Here is a 19,953-nt window from a genome sequence, read left to right as displayed (position 1 = left end):
GTAATCAACGCTTTCTAAATGCTGTTACCACAAGCGCTACACTCAAAATTCACAGTATTAATCACTCTATTTCTTATGCTATTTCCTGACCATATCTAACTTGTTACAATGAATAAAATGAATTGTTTGAATAACAAACTATGAATGAAATGAATAATAATATTGCCTCTCTTGCTCGTATTGACCTGAATTTATTTCGTGTATTTGTGGCAATTTATAAAGAAAAAAATCTAACACGGGCCAGTGAACAACTTTTTCTAAGCCAACCTGCTGTTAGCCATGCATTAGCTCGTTTACGCGATCATTTTAATGACCCATTATTTATTCGAGATGGACACGGTGTTGTTCCATCACCTTTAGCCAAACGTTTATGGCCTAAAATTGAACAGTCATTACAACTTATGCATCAAGCAATTCAGAGCACACATGACTTTGTGCCAGCACGAGATTTAAAGCATCTCACAATTGCTATGAATGATGAGTATGAAGGAATTTTTTTACCCTCTATTATTCAGCACTTAACTCAATTTAATCCTAATTTGCAGTTAAATAGCGTACGCATTGATCGTAAAAACTTAAGACATGAGCTTTCTACGGGGAAAATCGATTTTGCGATTGATGTTCAACATTCGGTTGAAGATAGCATTGGTTATGAATGCCTTACTAAAGATCAATTTGTAGTAATAAGTCGTAAACAGCATCCCTTATTATCCAAAACAAACCTAACCAAAGAAATTTATTTAGAAGCTAAACACATTACAGTGTCCTCTCGTCCTACAGGTCGTGTTTTTGAAGATTTTTTCTTATCTAAACAAGGTATCAAAAGAACGATTAGTTTCCGCTGCCAACAATATGAAACGGCAATCCGATTAATTACACAAATGGACCATTTACTCACGATTCCTCAATGTCAAATTGCTCATTTTAAAGATACTTATCCTCAAATTAAGGTGCATCCACTACCGATTGATATTGTTGGATATCAAATGAATTTATATTGGGATCAGCAAAAGTCCCATGAACACCAAATCGTATGGTGTAAGAGCCAAATATTGCAGCTTATGAATAGTTTATAAAATAGTAAATTTATGACAGTAAAATTCTATTTCGCTTGCGCTACTCATATTTTTATGTATGATTGAGTAATCACTCAATTAATATTTTTATATATGGCTCGTCCTCGTAGTGAAGATAAACGTAATGCAATTTTAAGTGCTGCTATCGAAACATTGGCAGAGCTTGGCGAGCGTGCGTCTACCTCAAAAATTGCCAAAGTTGCTGGTGTGGCAGAAGGTACTTTATTTACCTATTTTAGTAATAAAGAAGAACTGCTGAACCAGTTATATCTTTCGCTAAAGGCCGAACTGCGTCAGGTGATGATGCTTAGTTACCCGACTAACGCTGACCTGCAAACACAAATGTCGCATATCTGGCAAAGCTATTTGGACTGGAGTTTAGAAGCTCCCCTTAAACGTAAAGTAATGGCGCAGCTTTCAACATCGGAACAAATTACTGAGCAAAGTAAACAAATTGGTATGCAAACCTTTTGTGACCTCACCCAAAACATTCAAGAATGTATTAATGACGGAAAATTAAGAGATTACCCACCGTTATTTATTGCTTCAATTTTAGGTGCGCTTGCTGAAGTTACACTCAATTTTATTGCCCAAGACCCTTCTCAAGCCGAGCGTTATCGCAAATCAGGTTTTGAAGCCTTTTGGCATGCAGTTTCAATATAGATAAAAGTAAGGATGCGCGGCGTCCTTATTTTTGAATGAATTAATGAGTGAGTAAATACTCATTTAAATAAATCAAAATAAGCACTTAGCCCAAGTTCTTATTTATACATATAGGTTTGTTCCAATAAGGAAAAACAAAATGACTATTTCAAACACAACAGACTTGCCTGCTCCCCTAATGCCATCTCAACAACACAATGGCAAATTTAGAAATACGCGTCCAAATCAACACAAGCCTTCTTTTGGTAAAACGCTTCAGCTCATGTGGAAGTTTTTATTTAATAAACCAAAAGACACCGTTCCAAATAGAGAAATTCCTGTTTTAAGTTTGTCGAAAGAACAGTTATTAAGTGCGCCCGATCGCTCTCTATTTCGTTTGGGCCACTCAACCATCTTGTTAAAACTGCAAAATGAATTTTGGTTAACCGACCCAGTGTTTTCAGAGCGTGCTTCGCCTTTTCAATGGCTTGGACCAAAACGTTTCCATCAGCCACCAATTAGCATTGCGAACTTACCACCTATTAAAGGCGTGATTTTGTCGCATAACCACTACGACCACCTCGACTACCATGCAGTGATGCAACTTCACGATAAAGTTGAGCATTTCTTAACACCGCTTGGTGTGGGTGACACACTCATTAAATGGGGAATTCCAGCAGAAAAAGTTCAACAACTTGATTGGTGGGATACTACCCATGTAGATGGACTAAAATTGGTGGCTACCCCTGCTCATCATTTTTCAGGCCGTGGTATGGGCGATAGCAATGCGACGCTTTGGGCCTCGTGGGTGATTATTGATAATGATTTACGTGTATTTTTTAGTGGAGATACGGGCTATTTTGATGGGTTTAAAGAGATTGGATATCGTTATGGCCCTTTCGATCTGACCATGTTAGAAACGGGTGCTTACGACCCCGAATGGCCTGATGTTCACATGCAACCAGAGCAAACTTTACAAGCACATATCGATTTAAAAGGACGTCATTTGCTGCCTGTGCACAACGGTACTTTTGATTTGGCCCTTCATGCTTGGGATGATCCATTTGAACGTATCGTGGCTTTGGCTCAACAAAATGAGTTAGCGATTAGCACACCGCAAATGGGTGAACTTTTAAACTTAAATGAGCCAAATGTTGAGAATTATTGGTGGCGTTCGTAAGTTTGAAGAAATTATTTGGAGAGTAAAAGAATGCTTTTACTCTCCAATTTTAAAATTTTAACTTCTCTGATGTGCCTTCCAAGGAAACTTAATTGTGCATAAAACAAAAACCAGAAATAAAAATTGGGAAATATACATATAGTTAAGCAAGTCTCGCCCCACTTTTAATGTAATCCAAGTGTTGTGAATGACATCACTAAATATAATAAGAAAAGTTAGAATTAAGCCGATACGAGGTCTATAAAATAGAAGAATTGCTGCAAGTGGATCAATAAACGTTAAAGATGTCCAATAAATACAAGTAAATAAAGGCGCATTGTTATAGTCCCAAAACAAACCATGCATCAAAACTGTTTGTAAATGGTTGAACCCTGCACCAATAAGGCAAAGTGCATAAATACATCTAATAGTAAATTCAGTTTTCAAAAACAACTCTCTTATTCATTCATCATGCTATGTAAAAAATATTTTTATTTGGATAAAGCTATTCAATATTTTAATTGCAACAATCTACATAAATATAATTTAAAAGACTCTAAAAATAAATGATAAATGGCTATCCCCTTTCATCAATCTTACTTATAAGTTGTGAACTATTTGATTAAGCATCTATTAGACATTCATACGATTAAAAGAACTCAATAAAATATTTTTTATAAATTATTAAAATTTTTTTATTTAATAAAATTTAAATTATTCAGTTAGATATATTCACAATTAACACTTTTAAATAGCTTACTTAAAACTAGGACTGATTTTGTCTTAGTTTTATTATTGACTTAAAACACAGACTGCATTAGTCTGTGTTTGTAATTGATCAATTATGAAATTAAATGGCTTATATCACTAGTAGCGTTGAGTATGCGATTCACTGTCTTCTTTTTCTTGTGAACAATGAAGATAAACCTTTAAGTAGTAAGGACCTTGCTGAATTACAAGGAGTCTCTCCGAGTTTTATGGCCAAGATTTTTCCTAAACTTGAAAAGGCAGGTCTCGTTATTGCTCAAGAAGGTGTTCGCGGCGGCTATTTACTCGCCCGATCTGCTCATGAAATCAGTTTTTTAGATATTGTGAATGCCATTGAGGGTGAAAAACCGCTTTTTGAGTGCCAAGAAGTTCGTGGGAAATGTGCAGTCTTTAACACTGCCCCGCCAGATTGGGCAACCAGTGGTGTGTGCGCAGTACATGCAGTCATGCTACAAGCCGAAAAAGCCATGCGAGATGCTTTAGGTGCTCATACACTTGGCGATATTGCAGACCGTTTTGGCCGTTATGCACCTGACGTGTTTTTTAGTGATGTAAATGGCTGGATCAATGAACGCATCGAAGGAAGAACAGCAAAAATGCGTAAAAGTAAAATATCGCGGGATACCCCCGACTAATAAGTTAGTAGGGGTTCGCACCCTAATATAAAACACCCTTAATCCTTTTTAAATGCCTTCTCAGATTTTTTCGGACAATCAGAGAATGGATTCGCTCACCTTAAATTTTGTGATGAGTAGGAATATGTTGTCCGAAAATCTATCAAAAGGATAATCAAATGAGTAAGCGTATTATTATTGCAGGTTCTGGCTTTGCTGGCTTATGGGCTGCACTCGCTGCACAAAGAGCAATTCACTTAGCGTCGCAAGAACAAAACATTGAGGTACTGATTGTTTCCCCGAGCCCGAATGTTGGGATTCGTCCTCGTCTTTATGAAGCTGTGCTTGAAAACATGAACCCTGATATTTCAGAGTTATTAAGTGTGGTGGGAGTTAAATTTCTGGCAGGTTGGGTAAATAAAATTGATGTCGACCAACAGGCAATTGAGGTTTCAACCACCGATGACAACAAACAATCCTTAAGGTATGACCGTTTTATTCTGGCAACCGGAAGTACGACGTTTATGCCGCCTATATCGGGTCTTACCGAATATGGCTTTAGCGTAAGCACACTAGAAGATGCTGAAAAACTAGACCAACATCTTAAAAACTTAGCTAATAAACCTGCAAATGCAGCGCGTAATACGGTGGTCGTTGCAGGTGGTGGTCTTACTGGGTTAGAAACCGTTACTGAAATGCCTGAACGTCTGCGTAGCATTTTAGGTGAAACTGATGTCCGTGTAGTTTTAGTTGATTCCTCAACAGAAATTGGCGCGGCTATGGGGGATCAAGCAGCTACCGTTATTCGAGAAGCTCTTAGCGAGCTTGGTGTGGAAGGTAAAGCTGGGCTACGAGTTACAGCACTAGATGCATCAGGGGTAACACTTTCTAATGGCGAAAGAATTGAAACAGAAACCGTGATTTGGACTGCCGGTATGCGGGCTAATCCACTCACCTCTCAAATTGCTGGTGAAAAAGATAATTTAGGCCGTTTGATTGGGGATTCTTATTTACATGCACCTGAAGCAAAAAACATTTTTGTGACTGGCGATACTGTAAAAGTTCCAACCGATGATTTAGGCAATTTTAATGTGATGTCGTGTCAGCATGCTATGAGCTTAGGCCGTGTGGCGGGTTATAACGCTGCGGCAGAATTGGTTGATTTACCACTTCATCCATACAGCCAACCGAAGTATGTCACTTGTGTTGACTTAGGTCCTTGGGGTGCACTTTATACTGAAGGTTGGGATCGACAAGTTCAATTTGTGCGTGAGGAAGCGAAAAAAATTAAACAAGAAATTAATACCGTATGGATTTATCCACCAGTTGCTGACCGTGAAGCAGTTTTTGCAATAGCAAACCCTGATTTTGTAATTGTTCCTTAAATTTAACCTCGTAGGATCAATCCATTTATTTAAAAACCCTAAAAGCAAGCCCATCGCTGGTCCTACTTTTAGGGTTTATATTTGAATTATTAAATTATGACTTTTCTAGCTCTTCTATTATTGCTAGAGCCGTCTTTTTAGCTGAAAAAGGGTTTTGACCTGTAATTAACTTGCCATCTTGAACGACATATGGTGCAAAAGGAATAAAAGCCTTTTCATAACGAGCGCCATATTCTTTCGCTAACTCTTCGGCATTGTACGGCACTTTTTTTGCCACCCCTGCCAAAACCTCTTCACTCCATGCAAAGCCTGTTAATTTTTTGCCTGTTATAAGTCGTTCACCATTTGAAAGTCTGACATTGAGCAAGCCACAATAGCCATGACAAACACTTGAAACAATACCGCCTTTTTCATAAATATTTTTGGTGATTTCTTGAAGTTCAGGATTATCTAAAAAATCCCACATCACCCCATGGCCACCTGTGTAATAGATCACGTCATAATCTTGCCAATTAATATCGGAAGGCTTAAAGGTATTTGCCAGCAGCGTAATAAAAGCCTGATCTTTTTCTCGGTCTTTAACAGATTTATCTGCTACTAAAGGCACAAGCGATTTTGGTTCAATTGGAGTTTTTCCGCCATTTGGACTCACAATATCTTGCACATAACCTTGTTTTTCAAATTCGTCATAGGCATGGGTGAGCTCACCTAACCACAGTCCTGTTTGTTGATCTACATCCTTATAGCGTGAAACATTGGTCACGACGTGTAATATGCGTTTAGACATTTTCTCACCTCATTTTTCATATTTATAATTCTATTCTTTCGTCTATCAAAGCATAGAAAGTTGTTACTGAAAGTGTGTGCTTGGTAAAGTTATGAACCTTGCTTTTGTGTTACTATAAGTCTAAAGTTAGCTTGAATGTCAAGAGAGTATGTAGCTATGAATATTAGCGAGTTATCGAAATTAAGTGGTTTAAGTACCCCTACTATTCGTTATTACGAGCAAATTAAACTCTTGCCTAAAGCAAAAAGAAAATCGAATGGCTATCGTGAATATACTGATAACGATTTGAAACAACTTTCTTTAATCCAGCAAGCTCAACAAGTCGGGTTTTCTTTAGCAGAAATTAAAGCATTTTTGCCATCGAAAGTTGTCGCTTGGGACCATGATGCTCTCATTCAAACGATTGAAACCAAAATTCAGGAAATAGAAATTTTAGAACAAAAGCTAAAAGTCAGTAAGCAAAACTTACATACCATGATTGAAGCTATTAATAACAAACCAGATGAAATTACATGTGAGCAAAATGCAGAACGTCTGATGAATCTCTATTTTGACAACGCAAAAACACCATAATTTCAATTAGAGTTAATCGCTCTCGCGTTGTATAGATGGGTACTGGTATCAACTAAGTAACCAAAGCGTTTAAGTATCAATCTATAAATCTAAAAAAACGAATTACGGACCAACGCTGTAATTCGTTTTTTCATGCAAATACTATAGAAAAAATCAGCCAATCTTTTGATAGCGAAAACCTTATTCGGGACCATCAATAAATGTGCTGTTTTAATAAAGGCTTTATTAATTAATGACCAGTGGACCAGAACCCGGTAGTTCGGTCACTAGATTATAACCCATCAATTTTGCAGGTGTGTATGTACCACCCTTAACGGTATTTTTGAGCAAATAATTCACTACAGTCAGTGAACCATTTACGGTAAGGCTATAAGCGTTTTCCGTTTGGATGCGGGCGGTTTTGATTTCCCCACGTGAATTTCTTGCTTCACCCCAAACATAGGTGGGTACTTTTGCGCGGAGTTCCTCATTTGGCCCAACAACCGTTTTTTCTATACGCGATTTAATAAACTTCTGTACAGCATTTAGTTTTAATACTGGGCGTAAATAGTTCATCATTTTCGCACCAAAAATCATTTTGGGAAATGCGGGTACAAACACTTCAATGTTTGGAATACCTGTTGTATAGAACGCTGTAGATACGTCTCCCCATGGAACACTCATGGCACTTTTTTTACCATCACCAAAATCAATGGTCCGAACATAATGTGCTAATGGAACGGTAGTAATTTTTCCGTTTTTACGAATTTTTCCGCCTTCGGCCATGCCTTCTGTACTTGTTTTAGCAGTACCCGGTGAGAACCCTGTTCTAGAGTCAAAACCAAGCGCTAAATGGGTCGCATCTGGCAATGCTTCTTTGAGCGCAGCAGCAACACAATCTGTCGGGATCACATCGAAACCGACACCCGGACAAAGCACAACATCGGCTTTTTCAGCTTGACTATTAAGTGACTGTGCCAATTCAAATACAGCGATTTCACCAGTAATATCTAGATAGTGAGCACCAGCCTTTATACAAGCTTCCATCATGGGTTTTGATGTTGCTGAAAATGGCCCTGCACAGTGCATCACCAGTTTAAAGCCTTGGAGTTGTTGACTTACCGCATCTATGTTATCCAGCCCAAAAGCTTTATAGTCAAGTCCCAACTCTTGAGCTAATGTTTCAACCTTAGCGTTGTTACGACCAGCCAGAGTTGGTTTTAGACCTTGGCGTACAGCTTCACGAGCGATTAACTCGCCCGTGTAGCCATTTGCTCCATAAATTATCCAGTTTGAATCGTTAGGATTTGTCATAACACAACTCACTTATTAAGAAGCAAATGAATAGTCACGCATGCCTTTTTTGTATTGGCGGGTACGGCATGACATCGCTGATTGTTGCAAAATTAAAGCCCAAGCTGGTGAAACATTTGGTTTTGTTTTTTTACCAGAGCTTAAATTACGTAACTGGAATTTGACCACCGCCATATTGGCAAGTGAAGCAAGTGTTTTGTTCTTCCAAGTAATCGGTTTTAATTCAGGGCTAAGATTCTGGCCTTGTTTCCAAGCATTTGGCAAATTAGGTTCAATCGCTAGAGCTGTGGCAATACCGACCATATCTACACCGCTTTCAACTACTTTTTCTGCCACTTGTTTACGGCGTATGCCACCTGTCACCATAACAGGCATTTTGGCAACTTTACGAATCTCTTGCGCAAATTCTAAAAAGTAAGCTTCACGAGCAAGTGTACGGCCATCACGTGCTTGACCTTGCATTGCAGGTGCTTCATAGCTACCGCCTGAAAGTTCAACCAAATCGACTGCATGCTCATTTAACATTTTAACCACTTGTTGAGCATCTTCAGCGCTAAACCCACCACGTTGGAAATCGGCTGAATTTAGTTTCACTGCAACAGTAAACTGAGGCGAAACCACTTTACGAACAGCTTCAACAATCTCAATTAAAATGCGAGCGCGGTTTTCTAAAGAACCACCCCATTGATCTTGGCGTTTATTGCTCAGTGGAGAAAGAAACTGGCTTAATAAATAACCATGCGCTGCATGAATTTCTACACCTGTAAATCCTGCTTTTTCACCTAAACACGCCGTGTTTGCAAAACGCTGAATCACCTCTGCAATCATAGATTCCGTCATTTCGATTGGCGTGTTAAAACGATTTGACATTTTGCCAAGATCAAGTGAAATAGCTGATGGTGCCCACGTCTGCTGACCAAGATTGGCCTGCATCTGGCGACCCGGATGGTTAATTTGAAGCCACATCTGAGCGCCTTTTAAGCGCCCAATTTGTGCCCATTTTTTAAAAGTATCTAGATGCTTTTCATCTTCAAGCACTACGCCGCCCGGTCCAGTCATCGCTCGGCGGTCTACCATTACATTTCCGGTAATGATTAAACCTACGCCACCATTTGCCCAAGCCTGATATAAACGCATTAATTCTTCTGATGGTGCATGGTTTAAATCAGCCATATTTTCTTCCATTGCCGCTTTAGCAATACGGTTTGGAACATATGAGCCATTTGGGAATACTAATTTTTCGAACACTTTCATTGGAATGACCTCATTCAGTATGGCTTTACTTTAAGATTAAAGCTAACTTTAATGTCAATACCTTTTAGCATTTCTATATTTATTACTTTCAATTTCATTTACTTATAAATAAAAAAAGAGGCACTTAATAGGCCTCTTTTTTAAACTTTAAAGCTTTAAATTATTCGCGAATAAACGTCAACAAGTCAGCATTAATCACTTCATGGTTTACAGTTAACATACCGTGAGAAAAACCCGGATAGATCTTGAGTTGGCTATTTTGAAGTAACTCAGCAGATTTTACGCCAGACGTTTTATAAGGCACGATCTGATCGTCATCACCATGTAACACCAAAACAGGAATGGTGATTTTCTTTAAATCTTCGGTAAAGTCAGTTTGTGAGAACGCCACAATACCATCGTAATGCGCTTTTGCACTACCCGTCATACCCTGACGCCACCAGTTAGCAATAATACCTTCAGATGGTTTCGCATCTGGTCGGTTAAAACCATAGAACGGACCAGATGGAAGATCTCGGAAAAATTGCGCACGGTTGGTGAGAACCTGATTTTGCAGATCATCAAAAACTTCTTTTGGTAAACCTTCAGGATTATTTTCAGTTTTAACCATCAGTGGCGGAACTGCACTGACAAGAACAGCTTTCTTAACATTGTCTTGGCCATGACGTGCAATATAATGAGCTACTTCACCACCGCCCGTTGAGTGGCCAATGTGAATTGCATTTTTAATATTCAGATGTTTAACCACTTCTGCAACGTCATCTGCGTAGTGGTCCATATCGTGACCATCCCACACCTGACTTGAACGTCCATGTCCCCGTCTATCATGAGCAACTACACGAAAACCTTCTTTAAGGAAAAAAAGCAACTGTGTGTCCCAATCATCTGAACTTAAAGGCCATCCATGATGAAAAAATAAAACTTGGGCATCACGTGGTCCCCAATCTTTATAGAAAATTTCTACGCCGTCTTTTGTGGTTACATATCCCATCTTTGTTCTCCTGGTGAAAAACTGCTTGTTGATTCGTTATAAAGGATTGAATATTTATACTAAGTTTAAAGTTAACTTTAAGGTCAACTATCTTAATCGTCTTTTAAAAATAAAATTTATATGAAGACGCTAGGCGATATTGTATCTTTTTAATCTTTAATTGTTTTTATTTCCCTTAAATGTCAAAGACTTTACACCTCAAAATTAAAGACTTGACCTTAAAGTTAGCTTTAATCTTATAGTTTCTGTATTGATTCTAAATTAACACTTCTTGAAATATACAGCATTAGCTACTCGGTCAATTAATGTAAAGGTGAACTTTCATGAATACAAAACAACAGTTTACTGAAGTTGAATTTGGGCAACAAAAAGTCAAAGTACCCAAAGGTGGTTATTATGACCGTTTCAGAATGAACCCCGATTTAGATGAAGTCGCGCAAGATCCTGCTGTTGGCAACATCGATTTTTTCCGTCATATACCTAAAAAAATTGTGGAATCCCGAGTAGGTCCTGTTTGGGCACCCAATTTTTATTATCGTAGTGCAAATGTACAACTGCTCATGCTTGCACCTATTAAGCAAATTAAAGCAAAACTTCCTGCTGACTTAACGCCATTACAACCATTTCCGGGTTACGGGTTGGTTGCTGTTACGTTTTTTACCTATTCTGTTTGTGACAATGACCCTTATAACGAAGTGTCGATTGCGATTGTTGTCCGTAAGCCTAATGCTCGTGGTTCACATATTGCAGAGTTAATGAAATCGATGCGTCAACGTCATTTTTATGCTCATGTTTTAGCTTTGCCTGTTGATACTGAAATCGCCAGAGTGCGTGGTGTATATGGTTACCAGCTACCAAAATGGTTAACTAAAATTGACGTCAACATTAACTCAAAAGAAGTGCAAGCCGATATTTTTGATGTTAATGGCAAATTGGATTTAAGCTTAAAGACCGCTGTACCGACTTTAAAACATGTTGATTCTGAAACACATATTAATAAAGCAACTATGCTCCATGTAGTTGATGGGAAATGGCACCAGACAGAGGTTCAGTCCAACATTCTTTCTTTTGCGCAAAAGCTTTTTCCAAAGAATGTTCAACTCGAGAAAAATGAGGGGCCTTTAACTACATTGCTAAATGAATTAGGTGCTTCAAAAATTTTACGTCTAGATGTTGTTGAAGATGCTCAGGTGATACTTAATTTGCCGATTAAACTTCTTTGATATTTTGGCGGTATGATTACCGCCTCCCTTTAATTTAAAATAAACTTAAAGCTATTAATATCATAGTCTAATCACATATCTAAGTTAGGCTATTTTCGCCATTTCGACACTACGCTGCTGCAACAGTTTCACCGATTGCTTCGCTTGCCAAGCTAATTCCATCATATCAACATCAGGAATTTGATCATTTTCCACCACCATTTTTCCAGCCACAAACATGGCTTTAATATGTGCTCTCCCACCACTTGCCACAGGGCCAATCGCCATATCATGTAAGCCGAAATAACGCGGATCATCTAATTGATAAGCCACTAAATCTGCCTGTTGTCCAACCTCAATTGAACCCACTTGATCTAAACCTAAAATCTTAGCTCCACCTAAAGTTCCCCAACGAATGATATCCTCAATACTTGCAGCATCTGCTCCTCCTTCAAATAACCCACCCTCATATTGAGGTAGAGCCGACATGCCCTTTCTGGCCCGTTGTAACAACCATGCAGCATGGGTTTCAGATAACATATCTGCGGCTTCATTCGAGCCCGCACCATCTACTCCAATCGAAATGGTCATACCCGCTTGTTCTAAACTGACAAGATCGGCAATACCACTCCCCAAACGTGCATTACTCTGAGGACAATGTGCAATCCCTGTTTGTGTTTGACCCAACAGCTGTATTTCTTCAGGCAATAGCTTAACCAAATGGGCAAACCAGACATCGCTTCCAACCCAATCCTGCTCTGCACAAAACTGTACAGGTGTCATACCAAATTTAGCTCTAGCCGCATCCAGATAATCTACTGTTTCAGATAAATGGCTATGCATGCGGATACCGAATTGTCTAGCAATCTTGGCGCTTTCTCTTAATTGCTGTGCAGTGGTCGAATGCAAAGCTGTGGTGGGTGCCATCACAATTTTCCGGAATGCATCGGAACTTGGTTGATGATATCGCTGTACTAGGAGTTCTATATCCTCCATATAGTCTTCAAATTTCTCAGGACGTAATGCTTGCGGTAATTCGCTTTCTAAGCCACGCGTTAGAGTTGCGCCACCTCGGCATAACACAAAACGCATGCCTAACTTTTCAGCTTCATCAAATAAAATCGCAGCCCCATCGAACGGCATTTGTGGCCAGTAAAGATAATGATGATCGGCTACTGTTGCACAACCTGACCTTAATAATTCAATCAACCCAATGCGTACTGCCACCCGAAATGTGGCTTCATCGAATGCACCACGAAATCTATAGGGTGTACTGGCAAGCCAAGAGGTTAGGTTTTGATTTAAACCTTGCGGTTCTCCCTTCAATAAGGATTGAAATAAATGATGATGAGTATTTACCCAAGCTGGATAAATTACACAGTCTTTCGCATCGATAATTTGTTCATTCGATTGTGCGGTCAGTTGTCCCAATTCAATAATTTTACCGTCTTGAATACGGATATCAGTAAATGAAGAACGTGCTGCATCCCCCGATAACCCTGTCAAAATGGCATAAGCATTTTTGATTAAATAGCGATGATTTAAAGAACCATTATTTGAAAGATCAGGACTCATACTTGTTCACTCTCATGCCATTTACTTAAAAAGAAATGACTTAATAAAGACATCAGCACAAATAAACCCAAGCCTGTGCACGTGATAAGAAATAGTGCGGCAAACATTAATGGTAAATCGAGCTGAAAACCTGCTTGCAAAATTTGGTAAGCCAAACCTGCACTAGTCCCACCAGCTCCAGCCACAAACTCCGAAACCACGGCGCCAATAAGTGCCAAACCAGAAGAAATACGCAACCCACCAAAGAAATAAGGCAAAGCATTCGGCACACGTAAGCGTATTAAAATTTGCCAACGACTGGCTTTATTGATCTGAAAAAGATTAAGCAAACCTTTGTTGACGCTACGTAGACATAAAGTGGTGTTAGTCAATATTGGAAATACTGCAACTAACATGGCACAAACGACTAATGCTAATGTTGTATTTTGAATCCAGATAATCACCAGAGGGGCAATAGCGACAATTGGAGTCACCTGAAATAAAATGGCATAAGGCATAAAACAGGCTTCTACTACACGGCTTTGTACAAAGACGAAAGCAATCAAGGTGCCAATGACTACAGCACAGACAAAAGCTAATAAGGTAATTTTTAGTGTGATCAACAAGCTTCCAAATAACACACTGGACTCTTTAATCATTGCCATAACAATATCGCTGGGTTTTGGTACGACATATACAGGTACTTCAAGCTGTTGAAAACTCAACTGCCAAACTAGTAGGAAAATCAGACCTAACCCTAGTGGAGCTGCAATACGTTGTACCTTTGGATGTTCCATTAATGGTTTAATCATGACTATGCCCTCCGCTTGCCTCAGCTAATACTTGGGATAGATGTGAACATTGTTGAATAAAGACTTCAGAACTACGAAAAGCTTCATCACGCACATAAGGCCCCTCAATTTCTAGATCAGCCACCACACGTCCTGGTCGTGCCCCCATCACAATGACCCGAGAAGATAAATACACTGCCTCATAGATGCTATGAGTGACAAAAACCACCGTTAAATCTCGCTCAGACCATAATTGACGAATATCACTGTCAAGTTTATGACGAGTAAATTCATCTAAAGCTCCGAAGGGTTCATCCATTAACAGTAAATCTGGTTCAGTCACTAATGCACGAGCCAAAGAGGCACGCATTTGCATACCTCCCGAAAGTTCGCGTGGATAAGCCCGACTAAAGTTTTCTAAACCAACGGCCTTTAACACGGCCGTAACTTTTGGTGTACTAGTTGATTTCGAAATATGCTGCAAATCCAAAGGTAAGCGTACATTTTCTGCAATATTAGCCCAAGGCATCAGGGTTGCTTCTTGAAAGACCATTGCCATTTTGCATTGTGATTGGATCTCGGCCTTGCCATTCCAACGCACTAGTCCCGCAGAAGGTTGCTCCAGATCGGCAAACATTTTCAGTAAAGTACTTTTCCCGCAACCTGACGGTCCAAGTAATGAAACAATCTCACCACGTGCAATATTTAAATCCAAACGTTGTAAAGCATTAGTGCCATTTGGATAGGTCTTTTCTACTCCTCTGACCATTATCATTGGCGTAATAAAATTTGAAGATTCATGTATAGAAGTATCAATTGTTAATGCAGAATTCATATAGTTTCCCCTCCGCGCGAATGCCTTATTTCTTAACCCTATAACCCTGACTACTTGGCAGTTTTAACAAACTGTGTGGTATAAGCAGTTTTCCAGTTGGTTTGAGCTTTTAACAAACCAGCGTTCACCATAAAATCTCGTGTGGCTTTCCAACGCGCATCGGTCATGACCCCGATTCCTTGAGTTTTGGCATCTCCTCCATCAATCAGTTTGAGTTTGCGCATTTGACCTACTGCAAAGGCCAGCAGATCATCTTTCATATTTGGATTTTCTTTTTTAATCAAACTATTCCCTAATCGAGGATCAGCTAAATAGTTTTTCCATCCTTCCATCGATGCCTGAACAAAACGACGCACAACATCTGGTTTGTTTTGAATCACATCATTACGTGTAACTAAAATACCGCCATAAGCTGGATAGCCAGCATCAGCAAATAGAAAGAAATTACTTGAAGGTTCTGCTTTTTTTGCCTGAAAGACTTCAGAGGTTGCATAGGCTTGCTGTGCCACATTTTTCCCAGCTAAAAATGGCTGCATATTGAAGGTATAAGGGCGAGCCTGCGCTGCATTTAATTTATATTTCCCCTTTAACCATGGCCACCAGCTTGCTTGCCCACTGGTTGAAACAAGAATTGTTTTGCCTTTTAAATCCGCCAACGACTTTACATCGCTATGAGTTAATACACCTTGTGGGTCAAACTGAAATGGTGCCGCAACTGCTTTGATTGGAAAATTACTTTCAATACCCTTTAAGACCTGTAAATCATAATTAATTATAATGTCGGCACGTTTGGACAATAGTAAGGTCATATTATTGACCTGTGGCCCACCAATTTTAATATCGACATCGAGTCCGTATTTTTTATAAATCCCTTGTGCAAGTGCCTGATAATATCCACCTTGCTCGGCTTGTGCATACCACGTGGTTTGTAGAACAAGTTTATCGGCAGCATAACTGGTTGAACTGAAAATTGTTCCTAACCCCAATAATGCACTCACAATAACAGTACGTCGCCCTTTGCTTACATAGTGCTGAATATTCATAAATAAGCCCCCTAAATCTGTATTGATTTATCTTGCTATTCTTTTTAGGGGGGCAATCAATGTATCAAATGCACATTTCTCTCAAAACCAAGATGGTTTTGTCCCCAAAAGAGGAACAGCAAACGCTGTAGAGCAATGTCCCGCATGTTTACTACACACTGACCGCTTATACTCAGGAATGAATTAGCAAGCTCTGTGCCAATTTTGATTTCATTTTGTTTTTTCATAGTAATAATCTAATTTGGGCTTATTTTTAAACATGCCTAGATGAATAAACTGCGTTAATTAATTTGTTTTATATGCGGCTTAGTGGTGCACTAGGTCATCATTCATGCACTTCACAGGTGCTTTTCTAGAATAAAAGCTTTTTGATTATTCATCGCTGATTCCTCTATAAATGTAATATTGCTCTCCCCATCCCAACTTCATAACCTATCCTTAGAAATTGGCACAAAAAGTGCTACATGCTCTATGTCAGAGTAGAAGCGTTCAGCATAGTAGTAATATCAATTGCTATGTGGGTCATTGCTCAGAAAACAGCTCATGTTCTTTACATAAAGTTATCTTTTATTAAGAACGTGTGGCTCTTTTTTGAATGTGACCCATCTATATCAATCTATTTGATTGGGTCACGATTATCCAAAATATGAGGTTGAAATATGAATAGCGCCAATATGACTCCAGTAGCTAAAAATGACTACAGCTTAGAAGAACTGCAAAAAGAAGCTCGTATGGGAGCTTTTGGTCAAGAGACCTTTGAACGGGAAGTGCGGGTCATTGACTTATCAAATTTTGAACAACGTAAATATGAAATTGCGGACCAACTCTGGTCAGCAGCTACCGATATTGGTTTCTTTCAAGTATCGAATCATGGCATTCCACTTGAGCAGATTCAAACTGCATTTGAAATGACACAACAGTTTTTTAATCTGCCAGAATCGATAAAAGCTCGCTACCCACTCAATCGTAATGCAGGTTGGGAAAGTAAGGCACAGATTCGTCCGTCGACCAGCACACCAGACCAAAAAGAGTCTTATCAAATTACCCGCCCACGTATGGAAGGTCTTTATCCTAGTCAACAGGAGTTACCTAATTTTAAAGATACCATGTTGGAGTTTGAACATGCATGCTGGCAAGTCGGCATGAAAATTTTATCTTGCTTTGCTTATAAACTAGGCTTTGCCGATAACTTCTTTACTCTTGCTCATGACCCAGACCAAGAAAGCTATCAAAGTACCTTAAGAATGCTGCACTACTATGCAATTGACCCTGCTCTTAAAGATCAATTAGGTCTATGGCGTGCAGGAGCACATACAGATTTTGACTGTTTAACACTACTGTTCCAACGTAAAGGACAAGGTGGCCTGCAAGTTTGTCCAGGTAAAGATATGGAACAACAGCAATGGACCAGCATTGAGCCACGTGATGATGTAATTACCTGTAATATCGGTGATATGCTCACGCGTTGGAGCGATGATCAACTGCCTTCTAATTTTCATCGTGTTAAAAATCCTGAAACAAATGAATATCAAGGGGCACGTTATAGTTTGGCGTTCTTCTGCCAAGCCAATGAAGATATGATCATTGAAGGACCACAAAAGAAATATCCGGCCATTACAGCTAGAGAATATTTAAAACAAAGAATTAGCGCAAACTTCAACGGAAAGTATTAAAAGTACTGTGTACGGTCAGAGATAAATAGTCTCTGACCGTTCTGAAGTTTCAGCAATACATCTTGTCATTAATCATTCTTAAACTTTTTATCCTTATTCAATAACGTAATATCCAGTTCAACTGGTCTGATCTGTTATTAAAAATACGGCTAATTTTAAGCACGTGCACCAACAAATAGATAAATTTTGTGTAGAATCAAATTATTTATTTATATATTTATGGTGTGTTGCTTATGAGCCCACAAGCTATGCTCAATGGAAAATCATCTCAGGTGACTGAGCAAGCGGTGGAAATCATTTATCAACGCATTCAACAAAATACTTATGCAGTCGGGTCTGCTTTACCCTCACAACGTGAGCTTGCCATTCAATTAGGAATCAGCCGTGCTTCTTTGCGTGAAGCATTAACCCGCCTTGCCGCTTTAGGTCTATTAGAAATCAAAGCAGGCAAAGGAGTTTACGTTATTTCACAGCATAGCCAAGCCGCAGAACAATGGGATGGTGAACATCGTGTATCACTTAAAGATTTCTATCAATTACGCTATGTACTAGAAAGTTTTTGCGCACTTCTCGCATGTGAGTATTTAACTGAAGATGATAAGTCCATCTTACAGCAACATTACCAATCATTAGCAAGTGCAATCAAAGAACAAAACTGGCAAGCAGCCTCTAAATTCGATTATGCATTTCATCAACATATTATTGAACTTAGTCATAATCAATCTATTATTCAAACACTTAAAATACATACTGAATGGATTAAAAAGAGTCAGATCCTACCCTTTGTTCAACCCAATCTGGCATTTAAAACCATTCATGAACATGAATTAATTCTGCAAGCTTTATTTAATCAGGACTCAGCAGCAGCTGAAAAAGCTATGCAAGCACATATTATTGGTGCCGCACAGCGTGCTGGTGTGTATTTTTCCAGACATAACAGCGCAATATAATCATAAATTCCAAATTTGTAGTGCTATGCACTACTTTGCTTCATACTTTGAACCACATCAATACCACTTTATTAAGATTGCTTTTTAATGAGGCAATATTACTGGTATGACCAGTAAAACCAGTTAATAAAATTGGCACACTTCTCGCTTAGAACCGTTTAGAAACTTACTTAAATACTTAGGATCTGAACAATGAATATCGCGATTGTAGGTGCAGGTATGGGCGGTTTAACTGCTGGTATCGCTTTAAAAAAATTTGGTCATCAGGTCACAATCTATGAGCAAGCAGCCGAAATATTACCTGTTGGTGCAGCCATCTCACTTTGGTCAAATGGTGTTAAATGTCTCAACTATCTTGGTTTAACGGATCAAATCCAGAAACTAGGTGGACAAATGGAGTCTTTGGCATATCTTGATGGTCTTAACCAACAAACCATGACCCAATTTAGTTTGTTACCTTTATATAAAGAAGTAGGACAACGTGCCTATCCTGTCGCTCGAGCTGATCTACAACAATTATTAATGCAGCAATTTGGTCTGGAAGACATCAAACTCGGTATGAAAATGACTGCAATTGAAGCTCATCAAAATGATGTCACCATACATTTTCAGGATGATTCTCAGATTACAGCCGACCTATTGATTGGTGCAGATGGTACACATTCACTTACGCGGCAGTTTGTATTGGGCCATCAAGTTGAACGTCGCTATGCTGGCTATGTAAATTGGAATGGCTTGATTGATATTGATGAGCAGATTGCACCAGCCATGCAATGGACCACATATATTGGCGAAGGTAAACGTGTATCACTCATGCCGCTTGCACAAAATCGTTTCTATTTCTTCTTTGATGTGCCGCTTGAGGCTGGACTGTCAAATCAGCGTGAACACTATAAGCAAGACCTTAAAATGCATTTTAGTGGTTGGTGTGAACCAGTACAAAAACTCATTGAGCATTTAGATGAGAAAAGAACTAATCGTGTCGAGATCCATGATATCGAGCCTTTTATGAATTTCTATAAAGGACGTGTTGTGCTCTTAGGTGATGCCGCCCATAGCACTACTCCGGATATTGGACAAGGTGGCTGCCAAGCCATGGAAGATGCGATTTATCTTGCTCGTGCCTTACAAATCAATACCTTTGGTTTGGAAGATGCTTTGAACCGCTATCAAAACAAACGCAATGATCGTACTAAGGAAATGGTGTTAAGAGCCCGAAAACGTTGCGATGTGACACACATGAAAGACCCGAAAATCACTCAAGAGTGGTATGAATCTTTATATCAGGAACAAGGTACTCACATCATGCAAGGGATCATCAGTAATATTATCGGCAATCCTCTCGACTAAATATTTAAATGCT

The 19,953-nt window shown here is 39.1% G+C and carries 19 protein-coding genes; 10 read left to right on the top strand and 9 right to left on the bottom strand.

The genetic code is table 11. The annotated features are described in order from the left end of the window. Window positions 1-140: 140 nt before the first annotated feature. The 3 genes from WBW42_RS15690 to WBW42_RS15680 all read left to right on the top strand — a co-directional run bounded on the left by WBW42_RS15690 (window position 141) and on the right by WBW42_RS15680 (window position 2,898). Window positions 141-1,076: a LysR family transcriptional regulator gene (locus WBW42_RS15690; protein ID WP_032056047.1), complete on the top strand. Its 936-nt coding sequence runs from the start codon at window positions 141-143 to the stop codon at window positions 1,074-1,076. Window positions 1,077-1,169: 93 nt separating this feature from the next. Continuing rightward, entirely contained in the window at window positions 1,170-1,739 is a 570-nt protein-coding gene (locus tag WBW42_RS15685; RefSeq protein WP_000113715.1) for a TetR/AcrR family transcriptional regulator, read from the top strand. A 139-nt stretch (window positions 1,740-1,878) separates the two neighbouring features. Further along, a complete protein-coding gene (locus WBW42_RS15680; protein WP_017403376.1) occupies window positions 1,879-2,898 on the top strand; it encodes an MBL fold metallo-hydrolase in 1,020 nt (339 codons plus the stop codon). A 57-nt stretch (window positions 2,899-2,955) separates the two neighbouring features. Here WBW42_RS15680 and WBW42_RS15675 read toward each other — a convergent pair whose 3' ends face one another. Then, entirely contained in the window at window positions 2,956-3,324 is a 369-nt protein-coding gene (locus WBW42_RS15675; RefSeq protein ID WP_032056045.1) for a hypothetical protein, read from the bottom strand. Window positions 3,325-3,731: 407 nt separating this feature from the next. Here WBW42_RS15675 and WBW42_RS15670 point away from each other — a divergent pair, with 407 nt between their 5' ends. Further along, on the top strand, window positions 3,732-4,280 hold the full coding sequence (locus tag WBW42_RS15670) for an RrF2 family transcriptional regulator (protein ID WP_032056044.1): 549 nt from the start codon (window positions 3,732-3,734) through the stop codon (window positions 4,278-4,280). A gap of 158 nt (window positions 4,281-4,438) precedes the next feature. Further along, window positions 4,439-5,644, top strand: a complete 1,206-nt coding sequence (locus WBW42_RS15665) for an NAD(P)/FAD-dependent oxidoreductase (RefSeq protein ID WP_017386087.1) — start codon at window positions 4,439-4,441, stop codon at window positions 5,642-5,644. A gap of 94 nt (window positions 5,645-5,738) precedes the next feature. On the opposite strand, the gene WBW42_RS15660 is transcribed toward WBW42_RS15665, so the two are convergent. Continuing rightward, on the bottom strand, window positions 5,739-6,431 hold the full coding sequence (locus WBW42_RS15660; RefSeq protein ID WP_002113715.1) for a type 1 glutamine amidotransferase domain-containing protein: 693 nt from the start codon (window positions 6,429-6,431) through the stop codon (window positions 5,739-5,741). Between the two features lie 156 nt (window positions 6,432-6,587). Here WBW42_RS15660 and WBW42_RS15655 point away from each other — a divergent pair, with 156 nt between their 5' ends. Beyond that, window positions 6,588-7,004: a MerR family transcriptional regulator gene (locus WBW42_RS15655; protein WP_002113932.1), complete on the top strand. Its 417-nt coding sequence runs from the start codon at window positions 6,588-6,590 to the stop codon at window positions 7,002-7,004. A gap of 225 nt (window positions 7,005-7,229) precedes the next feature. Here WBW42_RS15655 and WBW42_RS15650 read toward each other — a convergent pair whose 3' ends face one another. The 3 genes from WBW42_RS15650 to WBW42_RS15640 all read right to left on the bottom strand — a co-directional run bounded on the left by WBW42_RS15650 (window position 7,230) and on the right by WBW42_RS15640 (window position 10,542). After that, a complete protein-coding gene (locus WBW42_RS15650; RefSeq protein ID WP_032056043.1) occupies window positions 7,230-8,297 on the bottom strand; it encodes a saccharopine dehydrogenase family protein in 1,068 nt (355 codons plus the stop codon). Between the two features lie 15 nt (window positions 8,298-8,312). Then, the gene (locus WBW42_RS15645) at window positions 8,313-9,551 is read right to left on the bottom strand and encodes an NADH:flavin oxidoreductase/NADH oxidase family protein (RefSeq protein ID WP_032056042.1); all 1,239 of its coding nucleotides are present in this window, start codon (window positions 9,549-9,551) and stop codon (window positions 8,313-8,315) included. A gap of 160 nt (window positions 9,552-9,711) precedes the next feature. After that, window positions 9,712-10,542, bottom strand: coding sequence for an alpha/beta fold hydrolase (locus WBW42_RS15640; RefSeq protein WP_002113902.1), 831 nt, complete (start codon window positions 10,540-10,542; stop codon window positions 9,712-9,714). A 323-nt stretch (window positions 10,543-10,865) separates the two neighbouring features. On the opposite strand from WBW42_RS15640, the gene WBW42_RS15635 reads away from it, so the two are divergent. After that, on the top strand, window positions 10,866-11,765 hold the full coding sequence (locus WBW42_RS15635; RefSeq protein ID WP_032056041.1) for an acetoacetate decarboxylase family protein: 900 nt from the start codon (window positions 10,866-10,868) through the stop codon (window positions 11,763-11,765). 84 nt (window positions 11,766-11,849) lie between these two features. Here the strand turns inward: WBW42_RS15635 and WBW42_RS15630 are convergent, their stop codons facing one another. From WBW42_RS15630 to WBW42_RS15615, 4 genes are read right to left on the bottom strand one after another with little or no spacing between them, the layout of a single operon-like run. Beyond that, window positions 11,850-13,319 carry an amidohydrolase family protein gene (locus WBW42_RS15630; protein ID WP_032056040.1) on the bottom strand — a complete coding sequence of 490 codons (1,470 nt, stop codon included), beginning with the start codon at window positions 13,317-13,319 and terminating at the stop codon, window positions 11,850-11,852. Continuing rightward, complete coding sequence (locus WBW42_RS15625; RefSeq protein WP_032056039.1) at window positions 13,316-14,110, bottom strand: ABC transporter permease; 795 nt, start codon at window positions 14,108-14,110, stop codon at window positions 13,316-13,318. Before WBW42_RS15625 ends, WBW42_RS15630 begins: the two co-directional genes overlap by 4 nt. Then, window positions 14,103-14,924 (bottom strand): ABC transporter ATP-binding protein, encoded by an 822-nt coding sequence (locus tag WBW42_RS15620; RefSeq protein WP_032056038.1) that lies wholly within the window; start codon window positions 14,922-14,924, stop codon window positions 14,103-14,105. Before WBW42_RS15620 ends, WBW42_RS15625 begins: the two co-directional genes overlap by 8 nt. A gap of 50 nt (window positions 14,925-14,974) precedes the next feature. After that, on the bottom strand, window positions 14,975-15,967 hold the full coding sequence (locus WBW42_RS15615) for an ABC transporter substrate-binding protein (protein WP_005069156.1): 993 nt from the start codon (window positions 15,965-15,967) through the stop codon (window positions 14,975-14,977). Window positions 15,968-16,626: 659 nt separating this feature from the next. Between WBW42_RS15615 and WBW42_RS15610 the strand changes: the two genes are divergently transcribed. The 3 genes from WBW42_RS15610 to hpxO all read left to right on the top strand — a co-directional run bounded on the left by WBW42_RS15610 (window position 16,627) and on the right by hpxO (window position 19,940). Beyond that, window positions 16,627-17,640 carry an isopenicillin N synthase family dioxygenase gene (locus tag WBW42_RS15610; protein WP_032056037.1) on the top strand — a complete coding sequence of 338 codons (1,014 nt, stop codon included), beginning with the start codon at window positions 16,627-16,629 and terminating at the stop codon, window positions 17,638-17,640. Window positions 17,641-17,873: 233 nt separating this feature from the next. After that, a complete protein-coding gene (locus tag WBW42_RS15605; protein WP_032056036.1) occupies window positions 17,874-18,590 on the top strand; it encodes a FadR/GntR family transcriptional regulator in 717 nt (238 codons plus the stop codon). Window positions 18,591-18,782: 192 nt separating this feature from the next. Continuing rightward, complete coding sequence (hpxO, locus tag WBW42_RS15600; protein WP_032056035.1) at window positions 18,783-19,940, top strand: FAD-dependent urate hydroxylase HpxO; 1,158 nt, start codon at window positions 18,783-18,785, stop codon at window positions 19,938-19,940. Window positions 19,941-19,953: the final 13 nt, after the last annotated feature.

Source organism: Acinetobacter sp. LT1 (assembly GCF_059800965.1).
This window is presented reverse-complemented; position numbering and strand designations above follow the sequence as displayed.